The 23916-nt window shown below is 28.0% G+C and carries 21 protein-coding genes and 2 other annotated features (1 of these 23 only partly in view); of the genes, 3 read left to right on the top strand and 18 right to left on the bottom strand.

Annotated elements, in window-relative coordinates:
• Positions 1-218: a binding site (T-box leader), on the bottom strand (it extends 23 nt beyond the left edge of the window).
• Positions 219-298: 80 nt separating this feature from the next.
• The 10 genes from ACTG47_RS07980 to ACTG47_RS07935 form a co-directional block, all read right to left on the bottom strand.
• Positions 299-2155 carry a PAS domain-containing sensor histidine kinase gene (locus ACTG47_RS07980; protein WP_479926741.1) on the bottom strand — a complete coding sequence of 619 codons (1857 nt, stop codon included), beginning with the start codon at positions 2153-2155 and terminating at the stop codon, positions 299-301.
• Between the two features lie 127 nt (positions 2156-2282).
• Entirely contained in the window at positions 2283-3218 is a 936-nt protein-coding gene (locus tag ACTG47_RS07975) for a sugar-binding transcriptional regulator (protein WP_479926740.1), read from the bottom strand.
• A gap of 116 nt (positions 3219-3334) precedes the next feature.
• Positions 3335-3646: a hypothetical protein gene (locus ACTG47_RS07970; RefSeq protein WP_054270065.1), complete on the bottom strand. Its 312-nt coding sequence runs from the start codon at positions 3644-3646 to the stop codon at positions 3335-3337.
• A 67-nt stretch (positions 3647-3713) separates the two neighbouring features.
• Complete coding sequence (lsrF, locus tag ACTG47_RS07965; RefSeq protein WP_479926739.1) at positions 3714-4598, bottom strand: 3-hydroxy-5-phosphonooxypentane-2,4-dione thiolase; 885 nt, start codon at positions 4596-4598, stop codon at positions 3714-3716.
• Between the two features lie 23 nt (positions 4599-4621).
• Positions 4622-5623: a dihydroxyacetone kinase subunit DhaK gene (locus ACTG47_RS07960; protein ID WP_479926738.1), complete on the bottom strand. Its 1002-nt coding sequence runs from the start codon at positions 5621-5623 to the stop codon at positions 4622-4624.
• A gap of 55 nt (positions 5624-5678) precedes the next feature.
• Positions 5679-6299, bottom strand: coding sequence for a dihydroxyacetone kinase subunit DhaL (gene dhaL / locus ACTG47_RS07955; protein ID WP_479926737.1), 621 nt, complete (start codon positions 6297-6299; stop codon positions 5679-5681).
• A gap of 129 nt (positions 6300-6428) precedes the next feature.
• The gene (locus tag ACTG47_RS07950) at positions 6429-7268 is read right to left on the bottom strand and encodes a YihY/virulence factor BrkB family protein (RefSeq protein ID WP_479926736.1); all 840 of its coding nucleotides are present in this window, start codon (positions 7266-7268) and stop codon (positions 6429-6431) included.
• A 213-nt stretch (positions 7269-7481) separates the two neighbouring features.
• Positions 7482-9179: a phospho-sugar mutase gene (locus ACTG47_RS07945; RefSeq protein WP_479926735.1), complete on the bottom strand. Its 1698-nt coding sequence runs from the start codon at positions 9177-9179 to the stop codon at positions 7482-7484.
• Positions 9180-9241: 62 nt separating this feature from the next.
• Positions 9242-9832 (bottom strand): SGNH/GDSL hydrolase family protein, encoded by a 591-nt coding sequence (locus tag ACTG47_RS07940; protein WP_479926734.1) that lies wholly within the window; start codon positions 9830-9832, stop codon positions 9242-9244.
• A 109-nt stretch (positions 9833-9941) separates the two neighbouring features.
• The gene (locus ACTG47_RS07935; RefSeq protein WP_479926733.1) at positions 9942-10739 is read right to left on the bottom strand and encodes a G5 domain-containing protein; all 798 of its coding nucleotides are present in this window, start codon (positions 10737-10739) and stop codon (positions 9942-9944) included.
• A gap of 248 nt (positions 10740-10987) precedes the next feature.
• On the opposite strand from ACTG47_RS07935, the gene ACTG47_RS07930 reads away from it, so the two are divergent.
• On the top strand, positions 10988-11509 hold the full coding sequence (locus ACTG47_RS07930) for a GNAT family N-acetyltransferase (protein WP_479926732.1): 522 nt from the start codon (positions 10988-10990) through the stop codon (positions 11507-11509).
• Positions 11510-11868: 359 nt separating this feature from the next.
• Here the strand turns inward: ACTG47_RS07930 and ACTG47_RS07925 are convergent, their stop codons facing one another.
• Together ACTG47_RS07925 and ACTG47_RS07920 are read right to left on the bottom strand one after the other, a co-directional pair.
• On the bottom strand, positions 11869-13080 hold the full coding sequence (locus ACTG47_RS07925) for a helix-turn-helix domain-containing protein (protein WP_479926731.1): 1212 nt from the start codon (positions 13078-13080) through the stop codon (positions 11869-11871).
• A 302-nt stretch (positions 13081-13382) separates the two neighbouring features.
• Complete coding sequence (locus ACTG47_RS07920; protein ID WP_479926730.1) at positions 13383-14318, bottom strand: alpha/beta hydrolase; 936 nt, start codon at positions 14316-14318, stop codon at positions 13383-13385.
• A 259-nt stretch (positions 14319-14577) separates the two neighbouring features.
• Between ACTG47_RS07920 and ACTG47_RS07915 the strand changes: the two genes are divergently transcribed.
• The gene (locus ACTG47_RS07915; RefSeq protein ID WP_479926729.1) at positions 14578-15159 is read left to right on the top strand and encodes a MarR family winged helix-turn-helix transcriptional regulator; all 582 of its coding nucleotides are present in this window, start codon (positions 14578-14580) and stop codon (positions 15157-15159) included.
• 4 nt (positions 15160-15163) lie between these two features.
• Positions 15164-16057: a DMT family transporter gene (locus ACTG47_RS07910; RefSeq protein WP_169468199.1), complete on the top strand. Its 894-nt coding sequence runs from the start codon at positions 15164-15166 to the stop codon at positions 16055-16057.
• Positions 16058-16106: 49 nt separating this feature from the next.
• Here the strand turns inward: ACTG47_RS07910 and ACTG47_RS07905 are convergent, their stop codons facing one another.
• The 6 genes from ACTG47_RS07905 to ACTG47_RS07880 all read right to left on the bottom strand — a co-directional run bounded on the left by ACTG47_RS07905 (position 16107) and on the right by ACTG47_RS07880 (position 23891).
• Positions 16107-18143, bottom strand: a complete 2037-nt coding sequence (locus ACTG47_RS07905; protein WP_479926728.1) for a thioredoxin domain-containing protein — start codon at positions 18141-18143, stop codon at positions 16107-16109.
• 374 nt (positions 18144-18517) lie between these two features.
• On the bottom strand, positions 18518-20206 hold the full coding sequence (ilvB, locus tag ACTG47_RS07900) for a biosynthetic-type acetolactate synthase large subunit (protein WP_479926727.1): 1689 nt from the start codon (positions 20204-20206) through the stop codon (positions 18518-18520).
• A 50-nt stretch (positions 20207-20256) separates the two neighbouring features.
• The gene (gene ilvC / locus ACTG47_RS07895; RefSeq protein ID WP_479927074.1) at positions 20257-21303 is read right to left on the bottom strand and encodes a ketol-acid reductoisomerase; all 1047 of its coding nucleotides are present in this window, start codon (positions 21301-21303) and stop codon (positions 20257-20259) included.
• 232 nt (positions 21304-21535) lie between these two features.
• Positions 21536-21775, bottom strand: a complete 240-nt coding sequence (locus tag ACTG47_RS07890; RefSeq protein ID WP_021384344.1) for an ACT domain-containing protein — start codon at positions 21773-21775, stop codon at positions 21536-21538.
• Between the two features lie 110 nt (positions 21776-21885).
• Positions 21886-22142, bottom strand: a binding site (T-box leader).
• A gap of 160 nt (positions 22143-22302) precedes the next feature.
• Positions 22303-23064 (bottom strand): M48 family metallopeptidase, encoded by a 762-nt coding sequence (locus ACTG47_RS07885; RefSeq protein ID WP_479926726.1) that lies wholly within the window; start codon positions 23062-23064, stop codon positions 22303-22305.
• The gene (locus tag ACTG47_RS07880; protein ID WP_479926725.1) at positions 23064-23891 is read right to left on the bottom strand and encodes an XdhC family protein; all 828 of its coding nucleotides are present in this window, start codon (positions 23889-23891) and stop codon (positions 23064-23066) included. Before ACTG47_RS07880 ends, ACTG47_RS07885 begins: the two co-directional genes overlap by 1 nt.
• Positions 23892-23916 lie beyond the last annotated feature (25 nt).

Raw genomic sequence — 23916 nt, 5'->3', positions numbered from 1 at the left:
CGCGGTTCCACCTAACTTAATTTTCATATTTTATGAAAACTCACTTTATACTTTAACGCAGTTAACGACTATTCTTACTAAAATCTATTAATATAGATAACTTCGGAAAGTAGCTCCTAGGTAGTTTTCAATCCCTCTAATTTAAAAAGTCTCTCAGCCGATGGACTCTTCTCTCTGGCAATCGAATTAGATTTACTCTTCCTATTCATCGCTTTTTTATTTATTATGTTGTAATTTATTTTAAACCCTTCTAAATCAATTGTCAATAGTTTTTTAAAATTTTATTTTTACCTTTAAATTATAAATCCGAAAATTCTATTTCTAATTTTTTACTTAGCTCATCGCTAACTTCTCTTTTATAATTGCTTTTTTCAGTATTATTTTCTCTTCTAACTGGTAATGAGACAATAAATTCGCTTCCAACCCCAAGTTGACTATTTAAACATATACTACCATCATGTAATTCAACTAAAGACTTCACTAGCGAAAGACCAATTCCACTTCCTTTAACTCTGTAAGAAAGTTCATTATCTATCTGTTCAAATCTATTGAATATCTTATCTATTTTTTCTTTTGGTATACCTATCCCACTATCGGATATTTTCATTTTAAACATATCATCTTTCACACATAGAAATATATTTATTTCTCCATTTTCTTTATTATACTTAATTCCATTAGAAAGTAAGTTTAATATTATTCTTTCCAATTTTTCTGAATCAAATAACATCGAAAATTCTTCTATTTCTGTATCAAATGTAAGTTGTATGTTATTTTGACTTGCAAAATCAGCTACAGACATACAAATATCTTCTATAAATGAAATTATGTCAGATTCTTCTGGTTTGAAATCTAAATATCCTGACTGCATTTTTGTAAAATCTATAAAATTATTTACCAATCTTAATATTCTATTTCCATTCTGTTTTATCATACCTAGGTTTCTTTTTAAAGTATCATTTGATTCTATTAAATCTGCTTCTTTTTTTTCTATTAATTGTAATGAAGATGAGATTAAATTTATGGGGGTTCTAAGTTCATGAGATAAATTTGCAAAGAACTCCATTTTATTTTTATCTATTTCTTCTTCTAGTTCCTTTCTTCTGCTTATATCTCTTGCTGTTCCAATTATTCCAATAACACTTCCATAACTATCAAAAAATGGTCTTTTTGTAATCTCAATACACTTATTTTCATTATCAATACTCATATTTGATTCAAATGTAGCAACTTTTTTATTTTCAACTACATCTTTATCACTTTTAAATATCTTATCTATTAAAGATTCTTCTGTTGATATTTTATAACTATTCTTTCCTAATAATTCTTCTTTATTCATACAAGCTAAATTTAAAAAACCTGAATTAAATCCAATGTAATTTCCATACACATCTTTATAAAACATATTCTCTGGAATTGAATGTTCAATCATTTGCATTAAGTTTTTTGAATTATAATTTTTATTACCATTTCCACTATATATTATATTATCTATTATCCCTATAGTTCCCAGAAGTTCATCTTCATCATACAAAAAATATTTTTCAACCATGAAGAAGGTTTCTTTATATTCAAATAGATTTTGTAAAAATCTTTTCTTACTCGACACCCCTTCTATATAATCATTCCTAAATAATTTTCCAGCGCTTTCTCCCCATACTTCTACATCATCTTTCCCAAATATGTCCTTCGTTGTTTTAATATTATTACTTAGTATTGGAACTAAATTTTCGCTACAATCTATGTATATGCCTTCTTCATCTTTTATATAGGCTATTTTTTCTTTTTTATTAAAAGAATCGATTACTTGTCTGTAATCAAATACAATTTTACAAAAATACAAAATTATGTGTGATTCTCCTATTATTTGTTTTTTTATGTTTATCCAATTTTTAAGTGTTGGTATATATCTTTTTACACAGTTTACATTATCTGAAAATAACTCATTAAAATATTTTTTGGCTTTAAATACAGGTAATAAATCTAATATATTTTCTTGGCAAATTCCTTCTTCTAATTTTAGTATTTTACCCATACCTTTACTTATATATTCCACTCGATATTCTATATCTTCTTGTCCCTTTATAATTCTACAATATAAAAAAGGCACAGGTATATTTTTTATAAAATTTACATATTTATTATGGGTATCCATATCCTAACCACTACCTCCCAATGTTATTTACAATAGTACTCTTTAAGTAATTATATGACAATTTTCTATTAATTATAACATATTTTATAAGATATTCTTGTAAATAAATTTAATTTTATGTAATTTATTATTTGTTTATAATTATTTGTGTCGCTTTTTTCTCATCAGTTATTATGTGTGTTATGTATCCAGTCTTTAATGCACCTGTTATTGCACTTACACTAGAATCTGAGCATATAGCTATAACTTTTTTTGCCTTTTTTAATTTTTCAAGAGGTATTTGTATAACATAGTCATTGTCACTTTTAATTATTTCTCCGCCCTTATTAAAATAATAAGATAAGAAAGAACCTATTGCCTTCTCTTTTGTAAGTTTTTTCCCAAACCTAATTGCAGTGGCTTGGTCTGGTACCTGTGGGTAGTTGTCTATAGATAAAATTATTGTGTCTATATTATCCCATTTTTTCTCCATACTTTGATAATTCTCAGTTTTCAAATATATATCTCTTTCTTCACTACTAGTTGGGAATGCAGGCGCATATAAAAATACAGGACTAAATCCTGTACTATTTGAAAATACAGATATTAACTCATTAGGATGATACCCTTTGTTTGGTATATTTGCCATCCCAACTAATGGATATACTTCTCCTTTAAAAATACAATTATCATCGCTCTTTTGCATTTCTTCCATTATATTGCCTATAGTGTAACCCCACCCTATACCTACATTACTGACCTTATTTAATTCTTCCTTTATATACTTTATTCCATGACTTAGTATAGTTTGTTGAGTTATATATTCAGTTTTAGCTTCGGGAACTATCAACCCTCCTTTAATATTAAAAATATCTTTTATTTGATTCATCAATAAATCATTGCTAGAAAACAATTCTCTAATTTCTATCTTTACTATTCCAATTTCTTTTGCTCTATTTAGCATTTTACTTACCAATGGTCTTGATACACCTAATATTTTTGCAATTTCTGCTTGAGTTTTATTTTCTTCATAATACATTTTTGATACTTCTACCAATTTCAACATTTCATTATCAATAGCCATATTTTCATCCTTTCAAAGCTGATTATAAATTAAAATTATATCATTAAATAAAATTTGTCAAGTTGTATTAATAATAAAAAAAGTCTAGAAAAATTCTAGACTTTTTAGCTTAAATATCAACATTCTTGCATTAATTCAATTATAAAACCACCATTAATTATAAATGCACATTTTAAGTTATCTCCTACATTAAAAGGTTCTACAATTACTTCATTCTCACTCAAGTATTTATCCATATTTTTTACTTTATATGCAACATGAGGATTCTTTTGCATTATTTCTGGAAGTGGACTTCCTTCGACAAATCTCAAATATTCATATTTAAACTCTGTATATTTTGGGTCTGTTATGTAGACCTTCAATTCTTCATTAAATTCTTCATGTTCTTGTGGTTTGTCTGTTATAACACCTATATGTACAAATTCCATAAATTTACCTCCAATATATTGAAATTTATGTATTTTATTGATATTTATATACTTAATTTAGTATATATTACTTATATTCTCGCTTTAATTCTTCAAACAACTTATATGCTTGCTCTGGTGTATTATTCTCATGAACAACAGCTTTTATTGCTTTTATCATTGCCTTTGGACTTTCTGATTGGAATACATTTCTTCCCATATCAACACCTGCTGCACCTTCATTTATGGCTCTATAAGCCATCTCTAATGCTTCTTTCTCTGGGACTTTTTTCCCTCCTGCTATGACTATAGGTACTGGACAAGCAGCTGTTATTTTCTCAAAATCTTCACAGTAATAACTCTTTACTATACTTGCTCCAAATTCAGCTAGCATTCTAGTAGCTAATAAGAAATATTTTGCAGTTCTTTCCATTTCTTTACCTACTGCAACAACGCCCAAAACAGGTATAGAATATCTATTTCCCATATCTATTGTTTTAACTAAATTTTCTATGGCTTTACATTCACCTTCAGCACCCATAAATGTCTGTATAGCTAGACAAGATGCATTCATCCTTATAGCATCTTCTATGTCAACTCCAATGACCTCTCTACTCATATCTTCTCTAAGTACTGAACTTCCTGCCGAGCATCTAAGTGCTATAGCTTTATCTTGAATTGGGCTTATACATGTTCTCAAAGCTCCTCTTGTAGCCATAAGACAGTCTGCATCTTCTATAAGGTCAGGTATTGAAAGGTCTAATCTTTCTAATCCTTGAGTAGGCCCCATGATATACCCATGGTCAAAAGCTAACATAAGTGATTTTCCTGTTTTAGGATTGAATATTTTTGATAATCTATTTTTCATTCCCCAATCCACATTATCCATTCCTTTTAAATAAAAACTTTGTTCTGGAGGTTTTATACCTACTCCATAATCTTTTGGTAATATTATTCCATCTTTATCTGCCATTTTTTATCTCCCTTTAATTCAATCTAATTTTTTTTAAAGTAAGGTGTATTACATGGTGAGTTGAAATATCTCAATAAGTCCTCATTCATTCTAGCTATAAATAGTTGGAATCCAGCTGTTTCTTGAGTAGTTAAAAGCTCTCCAACATGATTTGAAAGTATTTCTATATTTTTTTCTTGTAGTATTTTATGACATTTTCTATACACTATTAGCATTTCCATTAAAGTAGTAGCTCCTGAGCCATTGACTATTAGCATTACTTTTTCCCCATCTTTAATGTCCAAATCTTTAATCAGAGCTTGCGTCATTATTTCAGCAGTTTCATCAGCAGACTTCATTTCCATACGTCCACCTCCACCTTCTCCATGTTGCCCCATTCCTATTTCCATCTCATTTTCTCCAAGCTCAGAAATCACCATACCTGTAGATGGATGAGTAGCTCCTTTACATGCAACAGCTATAGTAGCCATATTATCGGCAAATTTTTGTGCTATTTCTGCAACCTCATCTAAAGATTTTCCTTCTTTAGCAGCTCCTGCAGCTATTTTATATAAAGGTATGCAACCAACCAAACCTCTTCTATCATCGCTATTCTCTCTTGGTGCATTTGCTATATCTTCCTGAGTAACAACTTTTTTAACATTAAGTCCTTCTTTTTTAACTTGCTTCATAACAAGATTTCCTGTCAACATATCCCCTGCGTGATTAAGTACTACAAACAGTACACCTTTTCCTTTGTCAGCCATTTTTATAGCTTCTAAGCAAGAATTAGGTCCTGGAGCTGCAAATACATCTCCAACTACAGCTATATCGACCATTCCATCTCCAACAAATCCACTCAATGCTGGTTCATGACCTGCTCCACCTAGAGTGACTATTGTTACTCTTTCTGCTTCTTCTAATTTTTTATTTATTACTAAATTTGAATCTGTAACTCTCAGTAAGTCTGAATTTGCAAGTTCTAGTCCTTCTAAAACTTCTCTAGTTAAATCTTCTGGCTGGTTAATAAATTTTTTCATTGGCATGATAAATTCCCCCTATTAAATTTGTTATATGAATTATTTAATTTGTTAATCTAATTTATAATGCATTATATAAACCTTTAAACATCAATGATATAGAAACAGCCCCTGGATCCATATGTCCTAGACTTCTTTCTCCTATACTTTTTGCTCGTCCAAATTTTGCTATGTAAGTTTTAGTATTCTCAGCACCTTCTACTGCTCTTTCATAAGCTACTCCAAAGACATCTATTATGTCATTACTCTGTACACTATAAATAGCATCTATAGCTGGATATAATGCATCCACCAAAGTTTTTTGGCCTATTTTAGCAGTAGAAATAAGAGATAAATTTTCTCTTGCTTCATTAAACATACCTTTTATTTCTTCTATTTCAAGTTCATCTTTATCATCTATTCCTTCAGCCATTCCTTCAAATATAGTCCCCCATAAAGGTCCTGCTGAACCACCATTTACATTCATACATAAAGTACTTAAATCTTCATTGATTGATTTTATGCTATCATTTTCATTTTCTTCTAATGCTCTTTTTTTCATACAATCTGCTATTCTATCTATAGTAATCCCATGATCACCATCTCCAACTATACTATCTAATTCACATAGATATATCTTATTTTCTTTTAATATTTCCGCTGCGCTTATCAACATTTTTTTCCATGTAGTAGTTGATAACATTGAATCATCTCCTTATCAATATCTTAATTCAATATTATCATATGTAATAACAAATGTAAATTATTTTCAGAAAACGTTTTTACAAAATTTACATTTGTTATATTAAACACTATTTCCTTTTTTAATATTTTACTTTAGACTTTCATTTCTTATTTTTCTAAAATACAACCTTGAATTTACTTCGTAACCTATAACGATAGACCAACTACTAAAATACATCCATGTCATAAGTACAATTATTTCAGCTATACTTCCATAGATTACTTCATAGTTAGCATAATAATTTGTATAGTAAGAGTATAAAAATGACACCAAGAACCAAGAGAATGTAGCAAAAATAGCACCTGGCGCAGACTCTTTCATAGTTAACTTTTTATTTGGTGTATACTTATATAAAGCTGTAAATATAACTATTATTGTTAAAATACCTACAGAGTATCTTAAAGTATCCCATATTGTTATAAATATCTCATCTAATCCTATAAAATTAAAAATAAAATAACCTATTTTCTCTCCATAAACCAGAAATATCATAGATAAAAAAATTAATACTAAAAGCATGATTGTAAATAAAAATGATATAGATAAAATTTTTAAAAAAGACCTAGTTTCTTTAACTTTATATGCTCTGTTCATTCCTTTAATAAGAGCTTTCACTGCTCTTGAAGATGTCCACATAGTAAGTCCAAAACTGACAGCTAAAAAATTTAAATTTCTATTATCTATTGCAGAAACTATAATTGAAGATAATACATCAAAAGCACCTTCTGGCATCATATTTCTAAAAAGAGCTATATATTTATTTAAATGAAGAACTGGTATGTATGCTATAGAACTTATAGTAAATATTAAAAAAGGAAATATGGACAACATTAAGAAAAAAGATACTTCTGCTGACTTTGAACTTAGCTCACTGTAATTAGATTTTGCAACTATATATTCAATCAATTTTTTATCTATCCCAAACATAAATATCCCCTTTTCTCTCAAATTAATTTCATTATATAATATTAATTATACTCAGATTCATTCCATAATATAATTATTTAAGTAAAAATAACATAAATAAAAGCTGAAAATAACAATTCTACTAACATTTCCATATTTTAATCAATGAAAGTAAATTATAATTTTCAGCTAAATAAATATTATCATAAAACTATTAAAATAGTTAAATATCTTTTATTTTAATTTTTCAACCATAGTATCTATATATTCTTTTAGACCATTAAGCTTTTCATCTGCTTCGGCCTCATTAGCCCCTTTTACAGCTATGTAGAATTTAAGTTTTGGCTCTGTTCCAGATGGTCGTATTGCTACCCAAGATTCATCTTCCAAGAAGTATTTTAAAACATCAGACTTAGGAAGGTTATCTATACCTTTTTTATAATCTTTTTTGTCTACTACTTTAATGTCATTTATATAATCAATTTGATTTTCTCTAAAGTGAGATATTATTTCTTTTATCTTTTCTACACCTTCTATACCCTTCAAAGTCAGAGATATAGTCTGCTCTTTAAAAAATCCATATTTTTTATAAAGCTCTAATAAACCTTCATATAAGCTCATGCCTTTTGAATAGTAAAATGCTGCCATCTCAGATATTAATAATGAAGAAACTACTCCATCTTTATCTCTCGCATGAGTACCAACTAAATAACCATAACTTTCTTCATATCCAAATACATAATTTCTATCTTTATTTTGTTCAAATAATTTTATTTTTTCGCCAATAAATTTAAAACCTGTAAGAACATTTAACACATCAACATTGTTTGCTTTGGCTATATCTGCTCCAAACTCTGATGTAACTATGGTCTTTATCATTGTAGAATTTTCTTTTAATTTATTATTTTCTCTTAGACCTTCTATTATATAATGTGTCAACATACCACCAATTTGATTACCTGTAAGTAGAGCATACTCTCCTGTGGTAGTTTTTACAGCTACTCCTACTCTATCACAATCTGGGTCAGTTGCTATTACAAGGTCAGCTCCTTTTTCTTTTGCAAGTAATATTCCTCTATTTAAAGCTTTTTTCTCTTCTGGATTTGGATAATCAAGACCTGCAAAATTTGGGTCTGGATTTTCTTCTTCTGGAACTACAATTATATTTTCAAATCCAACTTCTTTTAATGCTCTTCTTATCGGAATATTACCTGTTCCACAAAGAGGTGTATAAACTATTTTAAAAGTTTTACCTATATTTTTAACTAAGTCTGTTCTTATGATTTGACTCTTTACAGCTTCTATAAATTCAGTATCCTGTGATTCATCCAACAAAACAACTAAATTTTTATTAGCTTCGCTTAAAGTTGGTATTATACTGTAATCATGTATACTATTTACTTTCTCAGTTATTGCATTTGCTATATCTGGCATAACTTGTGCTCCATCTTCCCAATATACCTTATATCCATTATATTCAGGAGGATTATGACTAGCTGTTATAACTATACCAGCTATTGCATTTAGATTTCTAACCGCAAAAGATAATTCTGGAGTGGTTCTTAAACTATCAAATATATATGCTTTTATACCACATGCTGCCAAAGTATTTGCAGACTCTATACAGAATTCTCTAGACTTATGTCTATTATCATGAGCTATCACTACTCCTCTATTTTTTTCTTCAGCTGTCGTATTTTCTAATATATAGTTGGCCAATCCAAAAGTAGCTCTTCTAACTGTGTATTTGTTTATTCTATTTGTACCTGCTTCGATTATACCTCTAAGACCAGCAGTACCAAACTCTAAATCCTTATAAAATCTATCTTCTATTTCTTTTTTATTATCTTTTATCTTATCTAATTCTATCTTTGTATCTTCATCAAAATATGAACTTTTTACCCACTCTTCATAAGTTTTTGTATAATCCATAATAAAACCCTCCATATCTTATGTGTTTATTATAATCGTATAAATAAATATTTTTTATATAATTATAATTCTTCTGTATACTTATTAACTGAATTAATAAAAATATCTGCCATTATTCTATGACCTTCCTTAGTTGGATGTAATCCATCAAAATACAATTTTTTATAACCTTCTTGTTCCATACACTTATTATATCTCGAATAAAAATCTACAAACTCAGTATTAAATGTTACACTAAACTTTTTTACCCAACAATTATATAATTCTAACTTTTCAGATACTATATTAAAATCAGTGAAGCGACTCCAATCTTCTCTAACATTTGGAATATCTGGTCTCAATGGTATACCTATTATAGGTATTATATTTTTTGAATATGCCTGATGTACTATAGCCATTATATTAGAATTAATAACTTCATTTCCTGCTCCAACAATCAAATCATTGGTACCACCCATTATAAAAACTATATCAGGAGAATTTTTTACAACATCTTCATTAAATCTAACTAACATACCACTTGTTGTATCACCATTTATACCCTTATTTATTATTTCTAATCGAGTCTCTTTATTAACAATGTTTGTCCATGAATTACTTCGTGATACTCCAAACCCATATGTTAAACTGTCTCCTAAGCAGACTATTTTCATCTTATCCCCCCTTAGATATATTTTTATGTTTCAAGAATAATCTAACAGTTTAGTTAATTCATATTTTATACTTTTTTATCTTTCAAGTAAAGTTATTATAGCCACTAATTTAATGTAGATATATATCTATACTCTTTCTTCCCCAATTAGATGCACTTCCTTCACTATTCATAAAAATATCTATTCTGTTTCCTTTAATTGCACCTCCACAATCTTCTGCTACAAAAGTCATACCCAACTTAGGTATATATACTTTTGTTCCATATGGTATTATACTTGGGTCAACCGCAATAACACCCCATCTCGGAGTTGTTCCAGTTGATGTTATTGTATCTCCTGCATATGCAGTAGCGACCACTTTCATATGTTTTCCACCTCTTATATTTGCTCCTCTTGATGCAATTAATACTTTTTCTTTAGTTCCATATTTTATAATTTTTGTAGTTGGCTCCTTAGATATTAATTCCTTTGATAGGACTTTTTTGACTAACTCTCCATCATGGTAAGTTAATTTATAGACTAGTTTTTTTTCTCCTTCTTTTCCCTCTTGATAGACCTTAGATTTTCCTTTTAATAAATTACTATCATTTATATGCTTTGTCTCAAATGGAATCTTTTCAATTTCTTCTTTTTGGTTATTAGTTACTTTTACAACTTTTATTTTCATATCATCTTTTAATTCTGTATCTAAACTTGGATTAATTTTATCTTCAGAATTATACTTAATGCCCTGTTCATCCAAGAGTTCTTCAACTGTTTTTTTTAATGAAGAGACTTTTTGTTCTTGACCTTTAACTGTTAAACATATATCTTCTTTATTTAATATAGAATAGATACTTACCAAACTCATTAAAATTGATACACTTAATAAAGATGATATTATTATCCTCTTTTCTTTTTTCTCCATAATAATCTCCCTCCATATTCAAACTTCAAATTAGTATTATTCATTACAGATTTAATCTTATATTATATATGTATATTATAGCTTTTCAAATTTATGTAACTTTTTTGTAACTTCTAAAATCATTATCATGATAAAGAAAACAAAACTTAGAAATGATGCACAAATGAAAACACATTGTATACCAATATTAACTATGATAAAATTAATTTACATGTATATTGGAAATTCTTACGATTAGGAGGAACAAAATGAAATTTGAACGTTTGAGAACCATTGAAGATAGATTATACTATAAGGCTATGGAATTGTATAAAACTAGTTTCCCATTTCATGAACAGAGAAAATCTTCTTTACAATCAGAAATTATGGAAAATGAAGAATATCAATTCAATTTAATTTATGATAAAGACCAGTTTGTTGGCATAATTTTGTGTTGGGAAACAGAAAACTTTATTTATGTAGAACATTTCTGTATTTTTCCAAAAATGCGCAATAATAGGTATGGACAAAAGACATTGGAACTCCTAAATAAAAGAGAGAAAACTGTTATTTTAGAAATTGACCCTCCCATTGATGATATTTCAATCCAGCGTAAGAAGTTCTATGAGAGAGTAAAATATAAGTCAAATGATTATGAACATATTCATCCACCATACCAAGATAAATTTAGTGGTCATCATCTAATTGTAATGTCTTATCCAGAAATTCTATCTAAAATAGAATATGATAAATTTAATCAATACTTAATAAATCATGTAATGAGTTTCTAAATACAATCCCATTTATTGAACTTTTAAAAATATCCTAACAATTATATAGAGCAGTTAATTTATTATAGTTAGCTGCTTTTTTAATATTTAAATATACTACTATTCTAAATCTTAGCAGTTCTAATTCTTTTTCCTAGTACTTTATAATCTACTTTCATAATCATACTCTCTTTTCTATTTAATATTAATTAATGTTATAAAAATAAAATGTTCTTTCTCCTTGAACAAAAGAATTATTCCATAAATCAGGTTATCTTATGAAATTATTTTCTATTTTCGCACAATAAAGGAGATGATTCAAATTTTTATATTAAAACATCTCCTTTTAACTTAAAAACCCTATACTAAATTTTTATTTATCATTTATCTTTTAGCAATTTCTCTAATTCCATAATTTTTTCAATTATAGACTCAAAAACTGGCTCTTCTCTAAGTTCATTATAACTATCATCACTAAACATAATTAACAGGTTCGTATATATATTAAAAGTATATGAATTTTTAGATTTTACTTTGTCAAAAAATCTCATTTGACTAACATCCAAACTTTCATGTATAGGATGTCTTTCTAATGTTTCTTTTAGACTATATAAAGCTTTTTTAGCTTCTTCTTTCATATTAAAAAATAGAAAAGTTAAAGATAATTCCATATAATCCATATATATATTAAAAAATGCTCCTTTATCTTCACTAAGTATTTTTTTTATTTCTAAAGAAAAGTTTGCATACCCAAGTAACTTATTTTTTATATATTCCATCTCTTTCTCTATTACTTTTTTATTTGAATCTACATCTTCCAATTTTTGCTTTAATTCCTTGTATTGATATTTGTATATATTGATTATTCCTTTACAATCCATACTTACATTAAACACATTACTAAACAATTTATTTTGAAGCAATATTTCTGCTTCTTCTAATCTATTTTGACTTAAATATATCATAGCTAAATTGACACTTGTATCTCCTATTGGTTCATGTATCATATTTAGGTACAACTCTGCCTTTTCATAATCCTCCAACATATAATATGCATTTGATAATATAATGAGTGCTGTTTCTTTTATTTGAATCTCATCTGTATTTCTTACTATATCTTCAAGAATATTTGTTGTTTCTTTTACTTTGTTGTTCAACTCATTCTTACCAAATTTATATGAATACATCTGGTACAGTGAGCATATCTTTAATTTTAATAAATAACATCTAGGATACTTCTCTATGTACATATTAGAAAGTTTTTTCACAGATTCTAAGTCTCCTTTACATTCTTCTTTTGGTTCTTCTGTTGATAAATCAATTTCAATCCCAGCAAAAATTGCTTCTAATTCTTGATAAATTTTCATTACTTCTTCTTCACTTAAATCAATCTTATAATTCATAAGCTTATCAATAGATACATTAAAAAAATCCGATAATAAAGGTAATAATTCTATGTCAGGATAAGAATTTCCACTTTCCCATTTTGATACTGCAGGTGTTGAAACCCCTATAAATTTTGCCAATTGCTCTTGAGTTAGATTTCTTTCTTTTCTAAGAGTTTGTATGACTTTACCTATTTTAATTTGCATATATACCTCCCTAGTACATCTGTTGTAATTTAAGTATATAAAAAAAGTATTTACTAGTAAATCGAGGCAAAGTTAATAAAATGTTCATAATTTAACCATTGGTTATATTTTAGTCTCAAATTTTCTTTCATTGACCTAAAGTAGATTCCACATCTAATGATAATACCTGCTATTAATAACATGTTTGTAATCACACTTATTTATACTATAAGTGACATTATCATAAAGAACACATTTAATATAAATAAATCATTTATAGACCTAATACTATAAGGGTAATATTGCATTATATTATTTCTTTATTACAATGTGTCTATTTTATTATTTAACCAGCAGATTATGTCCTCAAATACCTCTTCCTTATTTATCTCATTTAATAATTCATGTCTTCCATCTTTGTAAAGTTTGCAAGATACATCTTTTATCCCTAAATTTATATATCTGTCCCTTAGTCTTAATACTCCCTTTCCATTTTTTCCTATAGGGTCTTTATCACCAGATATTATATAAATAGGAATATCAAGAGGTATTTTTTTTAGATTTTGCTTGTCCTCAATTTCTTTTAATCCTTGAACCAAATCATAAAAAAATCCACAACTACACACTACTCCACAAAATGGGTCATTTATATATTTCTCAACTTGTTCTCTATCTCTACTTAGCCAATTAAATTTAGTATTTCTATTTCTTTTTCTGATTTCTCCACCAAATATCAAATCATTTATTTTATTACTTCTGGAGCTTCTTCCATGTTTTTTAATTTCACGATTAATTATGATATGAGCAAAATTTAAAATAATACCTTGTTTTCCATTTGAACCACATAGTATAAGACCAGATAAATTCTCACTGTAATTCATTATGTATCTTTGACTTGCAAATGAACCCATACTATGCCCAAATAGATAAATTGGTAAATTCTCATTTTCCTTTTTTATAATATTTGTTAAAGTGTGCATATCTTCTACAAGACATCTAAATCCTTCTTTTTCAGCTAAATGCCCAACATTTTCTATTGTCTTTGCAGTCTTTCCATGACCTCTATGGTCGTTAATATATACTATATATCCATTTTTAGTAAGCTCTTTAGCAAAATGCTCATATCTTTGTGCAGTTTCAGCCATTCCATGTGAAATTTGGATAACTGCTTTTGGATTTTTTATATTTTCATCTTCCCATTTATATGTATATATATCTAAATCTTCCTCTCCTTTGAAAGTAAAGTTTGTACACTTCATAATTATCCCTCCAGATTAATTTTATTCAGTATATTAACTTATATATTATATTACAAGCATTTTCAAGTCAAAATTTTTCTATAGGCTTTATGATTTACTAATAATTGATACAAATGACAATACAAAGTTATGTAATAATTTAGTAACTTAAATAAAAAAAATAATACCTAGATATACTTGGACATCATATTGACATTGGAATCAATTCATGATATTCTGTTTTCGTTAAAATACTATTCAAAGATAAAGGAGATATTTCATGGATTATTCAAATGAATTAAAAGAACTCTTTCTAATGAATCAAACTTATGCTACTCTTTTTACCCTTACAAACAAAATACAGATAGAAGGAGATAGATATTTTGGTATACTTACTTCAAGACAGTATATGACTATTTTGTCTATTCTCCATTTACCTGAAGAAGAAACAACATTAAATAATATTGCAAAAAAAATGGGTACAAGTAAACAAAACATAAACAGACTAGTTTCTAATCTTGAAAAAAGTGGATATGTTGAAGTAGTTCCAAGTCCTCATGATAAAAGGGCAATTAATGTTAAAATTACAAACTTAGGAAAAGAAGTTATGATAACATGTAGTAAAATTGGAATAAATTTTATGGCTGATGTGTTTCATGAATTTAGTAAAGATGAACTAGAAACTTTATGGAGTTTACTAAAAAAAATGTACCGTTTTAATGGTGAAGAGCAAGATGGATTTGAAGAAGATGCTAATTTTATGGAAGATAAAGAGTTAGATAAAATTAAATCTGAAGTACTCGAAGAATTTTCAAGAAAAAGAAAGAAAGTAAATAAAACTGACAGAGTTAAAGAAAGGTGATAATATGAAATTAAAAGATAGTTTTCATCCATATGCAATCATAACAATTGTATTTTGGTCTATAGCTTATGTACTTACAAGGTTAACTTTGCAATATTTTTCAGCGTTTTCGTTAGGCTTTCTTCGATATTTGGTTGCTTCTGGTAGTTTAATTATTGTTGTTATTCTTATAAAGATGAAACTTCCAAAAAAATCTGATTTGCTTTGGTTCTTAGCATCTGGAGCTGTCGGATTTTTCCTTTATATGATTGCCTTTAACAAAGGTCAAGAAACCGTTACAGCTTCCACAGGTAGTGTTGTAATTGCTACAGTTCCTGTAATTACTGCCTTGTTAGCTCATTTTGTATGTCATGAAAAAATAAAAATAGTCCAATGGATAGCAATTGCTATTGAATTCATAGGCATATTAGTTTTAACTTTAATGAATGGTATATTCTCTATAAATACAGGTCTTTTATGGCTTTTATTAGCAGCTTTAGCACTTAGTGTATATAACATTTTACAACGTAAACTTACAAAGACTTATTCTGCTTTACAAACTTCTGCATTCAGCATTTTTTCAGGAACAGTTTTACTTGCTATATTTCTTCCAGCTTCTATTAATGAAGTCTTATATGCTCCAAGAATTCAACTTCTCTATATTGCTATTTTAGGAATTTTTTCAAGTGCCATTGCCTATGTATCTTGGTCAAAAGCCTTTGAAAAGGCAAAGCAAACTGCACAGGTAAGTAACTATATGTTTCTTACTCCATTTTTGACAAGTATTCTTGGATTTTTGATTGTGGGGGAAATTCCAGACTGGTCCACAGTAATTGGTGGTTCAATTATTATATTAGGTGTATTTATATTCAGCTTTGGTGAAAAAATATATGGACTCATAGAAAATGAAATAGTATAAATAAAAGACTCAGTATCAAATACCAATACTGAGTTTTTTAATGTTACAATTATTCTGTTGTAGAAATTATATCTCTTAGTTTTTGTAAATCATTAAACGGTTGGCTACAGCTATTGTTTTGACATACATAATAGGTAGTCTCATTATTCTTTAATTTATAATCCTTCAAAAAATCTATCTTAGTATTTTCTTCATTGTATTTCTTCACTAAAAAGGTCGTATTTGGTATAAATTTTCCACTTATTAAGTCCTTAAATCCACTCAAATCAAAATCTTCTTTTAAAATACATACAATTTCTCTAGTTGGATAAAGCTCATACATCAATGAAAGCATATAGAAACTATATCCTGTTGGAGAGCTTTTTACATTATCTGCATATAGTTTTAATTGTTTATACGATAGTTCTTCAAGTTTACTATCACCAGTAATTTTTGAAAGTCTTATAAGGTTGTATAGTTGAACAGAATTTCCTGATGGAATAGCACCATCATACAAATCTTTTGGTCTTGCTATTAAATTTTCACTATCTTTACCATATATATAGAATCCACTTTTTCCATAATCCCAAAAAAGGTCAATACAGCTTTCATTTAAATTCAATGCCTTTTCTAAATATCTCATATCAAACGTTGAATCATAAAGCTCTATATATGCCCATATTAAAAAAGCATAATCATCTAAATAAGCTAAATAATCAGAACTTCCTTCTCTATATCTAGCTAACAATCTCCCCGACTCATTTACAAGTTTATCACTTATAAAATCAAGACATCTATTTGAATACTCTAAGTACACATCATTTTTTAGAGTATTATAAGCCTTTGCCAAAGCTACTATCATCAATGCATTCCATGAAGTAAGTATCTTATCATCTTTATGCAAAGATGTTCTCTCTTTTCTATATTCAAATACCTTTTTACTAAGATTAGCTATTTTTTCATTATGTCTATCATATTCTTTGTTTTTTATAAGATTTGGGATACTTTTACCTTCAAAATTTCCACCATTAGTTATATCAAAATAATCATTAAAAAACTTTCCATCTTCTTCTCCCAGTACTTCAATTATTTCAAGAGGATTAAATATATAGAATTTTCCTTCTTCACCTTCACTATCAGCATCCTGTGCTGAATAAAAGCCACCTTCTTTATCTTGCATCTCTCTAATTACATAATCTATAGTCTTTATAGCAATTTCTTTATATAATTCTTTTTTTGTTATTTTATATGCATCCAAATAAGCTATTGTAAGCATGGCATTATCATATAACATTTTCTCAAAATGAGGTGCTAGCCATTTTTTATCAGTTGAATATCTTGAAAAACCAAATCCGATATGGTCAAACAAACCACCTTTATACATCCCATCTAAAGTTTTTTCTACCATTCTTAACACATCTTCATCTTTTTCTATAGTATAGTATTTAATCAAAAACATAAGGTTCTGAGGGCTTGGAAATTTAGGTGCGTTTCCAAAACCACCATACTTTTCATCATAGATAGCCTTAAATATCCTAATAGATGAATTTAACATATCTTTTGATAACTCACCCTCCGTATTTTTTACGCCAAAATCATCTTTAAGAGCTTCTATTATTTCATCTCCAGATTTTATAAGTATATCTTTGTTTGTATTCCATTTATCAGACACACTTTCTAATAAATCTATAACACCAGGTCTATTATATCTTGAATATTTTGGGAAATATGTTCCTGCAAAAAAAGGTTTTTTATCTGGTGTCATTATTATTGTCATTGGCCATCCACCACTACCTGTCATAGCTTGGCAAACTGTCATATATACACTATCTATATCAGGTCTTTCTTCTTTATCTACTTTTATTGCTATAAAGTTTTTGTTCATTATTTCAGCAACTTCTTTATCCTCAAAAGATTCTTTTTCCATAACATGACACCAATGACATGTTGAATACCCTACACTTAAAAATATTGGTTTATCTTCTTCCTTTGCTTTTCTAAAGGCTTCATCATTCCAGCTATACCAATTTATAGGATTATACGCGTGTTGTAAAAGATATGGAGATTTTTCATTTATTAGATTATTAGGTTTTCTATTATTTTCCACAGTACCACCTCATTTATTATTTTATTATATGTTTTGCAATAAAAAAATAGATATACACTTATAATAAGTGTATACCCATCTTAACTATATATATTTAAGTTTTTATATATTTACTAAGGCAAAACAAAATGAAAAATATCAAATTATTTTTTAAAAATTTTTTAAAAAGAAGGAGTATTAACATATAAATACCTCCATAAATTATTATTTGATTGAAGTACAACCTTATTCTAAGTTACATAATTAAGATTTAATAAATACTTAATTATACATTTAGTAATTTATTTACAAAGATAAAAAAATCTACACCTAAATAAAAAACTGAACATCAATAAAATTTTAATAAAAAACTTTATCAACATTCAGTATAAGCCTTAGTTACATATTAAATTTTCTAATGCATCATTCGGAGCTACAATAGGATAAACATCATAATCCTTGTCTATATCACATTGCAAAAACACAGGTTTATCAAAATCCATTACAGCTAGAACTTTTTCTAATCCTTCCATATCAGATACCTTATATCCATCAATATTATAAGCATTTACAAGTTTAACATAGTCTACATTTTCATCAATATCAGTTTGAGAGTATCTTTGATTAGAAAACAATTTCTGCCATTGTCTTACCATTCCTAATGTCCTATTATTAAGCAATAAAATAAGTATAGGTACATTATAGTTTGAAACTGTAGCTAGTTCATTACAATTCATTCTAAAGCTTCCATCACCAGTAACCAAAACTACATTTTTGTCTACATTGCCAACTTTAGTTCCAATAGCTGCACCTAGACCAAATCCCATAGTGCCTAGCCCTGCCGATGTTATAAAACTTCTATTACCTTTAAAACTCCAGTATTTAGCAGCCCACATTTGATGCTGACCAACATCAGTTACCACTATAGTAGGATTATCTAATCTTTCATATTTCTCATTTATTTTTCTAAGTATATTTTGTGGATGAAACTCTCTTTCTTGTATACCCTCACTCTTTCTAAAAGTCTTTATTTCTTCTTTCCAGTTACTATTATCCTTACTATCCACTTTTTCTAATAGTAAACTAAGGATAAATTTCACATCTCCAACTAGAGATACATTTGATTTTATATTTTTACTTATTTCAGATGGGTCTATGTCTATGTGAATTACTTTTGCATTTTTAGCAAATTCAGAACTTTTACTTATTACTCTGTCACTAAATCTTGCCCCTATAGCTATAACCAAATCTGAATTAGAAAGAGCTAAATTACTTTCTCTACTTCCATGCATTCCAACCATACCAAGAGATAACTCATTTTTTCTATCTATATTACCAAGTCCCATAAGTGTGTTTAATACAGGTGTATCTATTTTGTATGCAAATTTTTCAAGAATTTCCTCACTATCTGAAGACTTAACACCTCCACCAGCATATATTATAGGTCTTTTAGAATCTCTTATTATATCTATTGCATCGCTTAAAAGCTTAACATTTATTTCATCCTCTAAATCAAAATCATTCTTATAGTCCATATAATCATCTATTTGACATGAATCATAATCCTCATCACTAAAATCCATTTCTGCTAAAAATAAGTCCTTTGGAACATCTACAAGTACTGGGCCTTTTCTTCCTGAATTTGCAACCTTAAAGGCTTCCTTTATTGTAGGAATCAATTCTTTAGTACTCCTAACTAGATAATTATGTTTTGTCATAGACAGGCTTGCTCCTGTTATATCAATCTCTTGAAAAGAATCTTTACCTAATAAACTTGTTGGAACTTGCCCTGAAATCACAACCATAGGAGAAGAATCCATAAAAGCTGTTGCTATTCCAGTTATAGCATTTGTTGCTCCTGGACCAGATGTTGTAAAGCAAACCCCCACTGTGTTAGTACTTCTTGCATACCCATCTGATGCATGAACTAAACCTTGTTCATGAGATGTCCTTATATGTCTGAAATCATCTTGATAATCATATAGAGCATCATAAAGAGGTATCACTGCTCCACCAGGATATCCAAATACTGTGTCAACTCCCTCTTTCTTCAAGCATTCTAAAATTACTTTTGCTCCGTTCATACGCACTACCATGCACCACTCTTTCCCTCAAACTAATCCATTTAATATATTTATTTTAAGAATGACATCATACTTCTTAGATTTCTTCCAACTTCAGCTATTTCTGTAGCATATTCTGCTTCTCTAGTTTTAAGGAAATTTTCACGTCCTTCTTCATTTTCTTTAATCCATGCTTTCGCAAATTTTCCATTTTGTATGTCTTCTAAAACTTCTTGCATACCTTGTTTTGCTACATCAGTTATTACTCTTTTACCAGATACATAATCTCCATATTCTGCTGTATCACTTATGCTATATCTCATTCTTTCAAATCCACCTTCATATATAAGGTCAACTATTAGTTTCATTTCATGTAGACATTCAAAATATGCTACTTCTTTTTGATATCCTGCATCTACAAGTGTTTTATATCCTAATTTTATAAGTTCACTTATTCCACCACAAAGTACTGATTGTTCTCCAAATAAATCTGTTTCTGTTTCTTCTTTAAAAGTAGTTTCTAAAACACCTGCTCTTGTTGCTCCAATACCTTTTGCATATGCTAAAACTGTCTCTGTAGCTTTTCTAGTGTAATCTTGATATACTGCAAATAGTGCAGGAACACCACTTCCTTTTGTAAATACATTTCTAACTAGGTGACCAGGTCCTTTAGGAGCTACCATTACAACATCGACAAATTCTGGTGGTTGTATTTGGTTATAATGTATATTGAATCCATGTGCAAATGCTAATGTTTGACCTTCTTTTAAGTTATCCCTTACACTCTCTTCATAAACTTTCTTTTGTTTTTCATCTGGCATTAATATCATTGTCAAATCACTTTCTCTTGTAGCTTCTGCTACACTTTTAACTTCAAACCCATCTTCTTTTGCTTTTTGTGCTGATTTACTTCCATCATAAAGTCCTACCACTACATCTACACCATTGTCTCTAAGATTCTGTGCATGTGCATGTCCTTGGCTCCCATAACCTAAAACTGCAACCTTTTTATTTTTTAAGACCTCTAAATTTACATCATTTTCATAATACATCTTTGCCATTTTTATTTCCTCCCAATACTTTTTCTCATTTTTATGATATTTATTTTTATTAGAAATTTATACTCATTATCATTGATTTTATGCTACTTGATATACTATATTTCTAAATCTACAGGATTTTAAATTATATTTTTAGAATTTTCAGTTTTTATAATTTGCAGAAAACTAACAAATTCAATGATACTTGTATTTTTATTCTAAGATTTTTCTAGTTTAATATTTATCTTTAGTTTTTTATTTTAACATAAATAGATTTATCATTAGTTTCTCTTTTATAAAACACATTTAATTAATGTCTTACTTTCTCAACGGTTATTTCTCTTATATCATGTAGCTTCTTCATATGATTTAAAACACAATCTAAAGACGTTTTTTCTTCATTTACTATTAATTTTATTCCTGAATTATTCATATTATCTACAGTCATACTTATTGATTGTATATCAACTTCTCTCCTTCTAAGAGTCATCGCCACTCTTAAAAAAGAATCTATCCCTTGGTTTAATTTAGCATATACAGTATTTTCCATAAAAATTCCTCCTTATTTTTATAATTTTTTATTAATTTTATATGGATTTAACTTTTTATATCGCTTAAAATAAAAAAACTTTCATCTTTATAAGCAATATAAATATTACTTATAAGGACGAAAGTTATATTCCGCGGTACCACCTTATTTGTAGATATAAAAATACATCTACCACTCTTTTTTCAGGTCGGGTAATCAATTACCTTAACCTTAGCCATGTAACGTTGGCAGACGTTTGTACTTACTAAAAATATTCAGTACAAAAGCTCCAGAGTGATCATTATACTACTGTTAACACCAATTCTCAGCAACATTGGTTCTCTGTGGATAACACCATTAGTATTATTGTCTCTGTCATCGCTTTTAATTTTTTAAGTTTATATTTTCTATATGTTTTGTTGTTAATATAGATTATATTCTCTATCCTTTATAATGTCAACGACTTTTTTTAAAATTTTCAGATTATTTATTTTTTTCACAATAATTTGTTTTTTATATTGCAAATATAAGTTTTGGAATAACCGTTTTCATATTATTATTTTATATCCATTTATTTTTAACCAATTTTCTTTTTCTTTATAATTTGGCATAATAGATTTTACCAATTCATAAAATTTTTTAGAATGGTTCATATGTATTAAATGGCTAAATTCATGTATTATTATATAATCAATTACATCTAATCTTGCCATAGATATTTTTGAATTTATATAAATATTTTTTTGAGATGTGCAACTTCCCCATCTCTTTTTTTGCTCTTTTACCTTAACACTTTTTGGAATCAATTGCTTCATTATTTCACAAGTTGATTTAAGAAAATCTATTCTCTCTAAAACTATTCTTTGGCTTTCTGTTTTATACCAATCCTTCAAAGATGCTCTAATGAAGTCTTTACTGGTATCATTTGTTTGAATAATTATTTGAGATTCATCAAGATTTATTTTACAGTTACTTTTTATGATGGAACTTTCCAAATTTTCTTTTATAACTAAACAATATTCTTTACCTAAATAAAGAAATTTCTCACCATCTATAAACGTTCTTTGTCTGTATGATTCTTCTCTGTCCTTATATTTCTCAGACTTTTCAAGTATCCAATCTCCTTTTTCAATTATTATGTCTCTTATTACTTTTTTAGAGATTTTAGGGGGACTTGTTACAATTATTTTACCAAATGAGTCTATTTTTATAGAAATATTTTTTCTATTTTTATACAGCAAAATCACTTTTATTTCATTTCCTTTTAAAGTTACATTTAAAATATCAGCTTCTTCTCTTACTGCATTCATCAGTTTCTTTTTTCCTTATTTGCTCTACAATTTATTAGTTCAGCAGCTATACATACAGCTATTTCAGCTGGTGTCTGAGCATCCAATTTTATACCTATTGGTGCATGAACTTTTTCCAATTCTTCCTTTTTAAAACCTTTTTTCATAAGTTTTTCATATGTTAACCCAATCTTTGTTCTACTTCCAATCATGCCTATATATCCAGAATTTCTTTTAAGAGCCCATTCTAAAGCACTTGAATCATATAGGTGTCCTCTTGTTAAAATAATTATATAACTATTTTCATCAATTGAAAAATCTGGTATATCTTCAAAAGAGTCTAAAACTATTACTTCTGAATCTGGAAATCTTTCAGAGTTGGCAAATTCTTCTCTATCATCTATTACCACTGTTCTAAATTCTAAAAGGGATAATATTACAGCCACATCTCTTGAGATATGACCTGCTCCAAATATATATGCTTTACTTATATTCTCTTTTAGATTTCTGTTGAATCTTTCTATGTTATTCTCTAAATTACTATCAATAAAATCTATCTGTATTTCTCCAGTGCCACCACATATCATTCCCAGTTTTGCTACATCGGATTTATTTAGAGTAAATTTATACAACATTGATTCCCTATTTTTTATGACATTAATTGCATGTTTTATACATGTAGCTTCTACACTTCCTCCACCTACTGAACCAAATATTTTACCATCATTTTTTACAATCATCATGGCTCCAGTTTCACGTGGTGTTGAACCTGAGTGAGAGGTTATAGTAGCAAATGCAAAATCCTCCTTATTTTCTATTAGTTGTATAGCTTGTTCATATATATTCATATAATTCTCCTTACCAGTCTATCTA

This window comes from Clostridioides sp. LIBA-6622 (genome assembly GCF_056716095.1).
The sequence above is the reverse complement of the archived record's forward strand: the minus strand, read 5'-3'. Positions and strand labels throughout refer to the sequence as shown.

What these genes read in the sequence shown, in the direction of transcription:
- ACTG47_RS07915 (WP_479926729.1), top strand. Translation starts at nt 14,578, where the DNA reads ATGGATTATTCAAATGAATTAAAAGAACTCTTTCTAATGAATCAAACT.
- ilvB (WP_479926727.1), bottom strand. Translation starts at nt 20,206, where the DNA reads ATGAACGGAGCAAAAGTAATTTTAGAATGCTTGAAGAAAGAGGGAGTT.
- ACTG47_RS07890 (WP_021384344.1), bottom strand. Translation starts at nt 21,775, where the DNA reads ATGGAAAATACTGTATATGCTAAATTAAACCAAGGGATAGATTCTTTT.
- ACTG47_RS07910 (WP_169468199.1), top strand. Translation starts at nt 15,164, where the DNA reads ATGAAATTAAAAGATAGTTTTCATCCATATGCAATCATAACAATTGTA.
- ACTG47_RS07930 (WP_479926732.1), top strand. Translation starts at nt 10,988, where the DNA reads ATGAAATTTGAACGTTTGAGAACCATTGAAGATAGATTATACTATAAG.
- ACTG47_RS07935 (WP_479926733.1), bottom strand. Translation starts at nt 10,739, where the DNA reads ATGGAGAAAAAAGAAAAGAGGATAATAATATCATCTTTATTAAGTGTA.
- ACTG47_RS07970 (WP_054270065.1), bottom strand. Translation starts at nt 3,646, where the DNA reads ATGGAATTTGTACATATAGGTGTTATAACAGACAAACCACAAGAACAT.
- ACTG47_RS07880 (WP_479926725.1), bottom strand. Translation starts at nt 23,891, where the DNA reads ATGAATATATATGAACAAGCTATACAACTAATAGAAAATAAGGAGGAT.
- ACTG47_RS07920 (WP_479926730.1), bottom strand. Translation starts at nt 14,318, where the DNA reads ATGAAGTGTACAAACTTTACTTTCAAAGGAGAGGAAGATTTAGATATA.
- ACTG47_RS07885 (WP_479926726.1), bottom strand. Translation starts at nt 23,064, where the DNA reads ATGAATGCAGTAAGAGAAGAAGCTGATATTTTAAATGTAACTTTAAAA.
- lsrF (WP_479926739.1), bottom strand. Translation starts at nt 4,598, where the DNA reads ATGGCAGATAAAGATGGAATAATATTACCAAAAGATTATGGAGTAGGT.
- ACTG47_RS07980 (WP_479926741.1), bottom strand. Translation starts at nt 2,155, where the DNA reads ATGGATACCCATAATAAATATGTAAATTTTATAAAAAATATACCTGTG.
- ACTG47_RS07960 (WP_479926738.1), bottom strand. Translation starts at nt 5,623, where the DNA reads ATGCCAATGAAAAAATTTATTAACCAGCCAGAAGATTTAACTAGAGAA.
- ACTG47_RS07940 (WP_479926734.1), bottom strand. Translation starts at nt 9,832, where the DNA reads ATGAAAATAGTCTGCTTAGGAGACAGTTTAACATATGGGTTTGGAGTA.
- ACTG47_RS07925 (WP_479926731.1), bottom strand. Translation starts at nt 13,080, where the DNA reads ATGCAAATTAAAATAGGTAAAGTCATACAAACTCTTAGAAAAGAAAGA.
- ACTG47_RS07950 (WP_479926736.1), bottom strand. Translation starts at nt 7,268, where the DNA reads ATGTTTGGGATAGATAAAAAATTGATTGAATATATAGTTGCAAAATCT.
- ACTG47_RS07945 (WP_479926735.1), bottom strand. Translation starts at nt 9,179, where the DNA reads ATGGATTATACAAAAACTTATGAAGAGTGGGTAAAAAGTTCATATTTT.
- dhaL (WP_479926737.1), bottom strand. Translation starts at nt 6,299, where the DNA reads ATGTTATCAACTACTACATGGAAAAAAATGTTGATAAGCGCAGCGGAA.
- ACTG47_RS07975 (WP_479926740.1), bottom strand. Translation starts at nt 3,218, where the DNA reads ATGGCTATTGATAATGAAATGTTGAAATTGGTAGAAGTATCAAAAATG.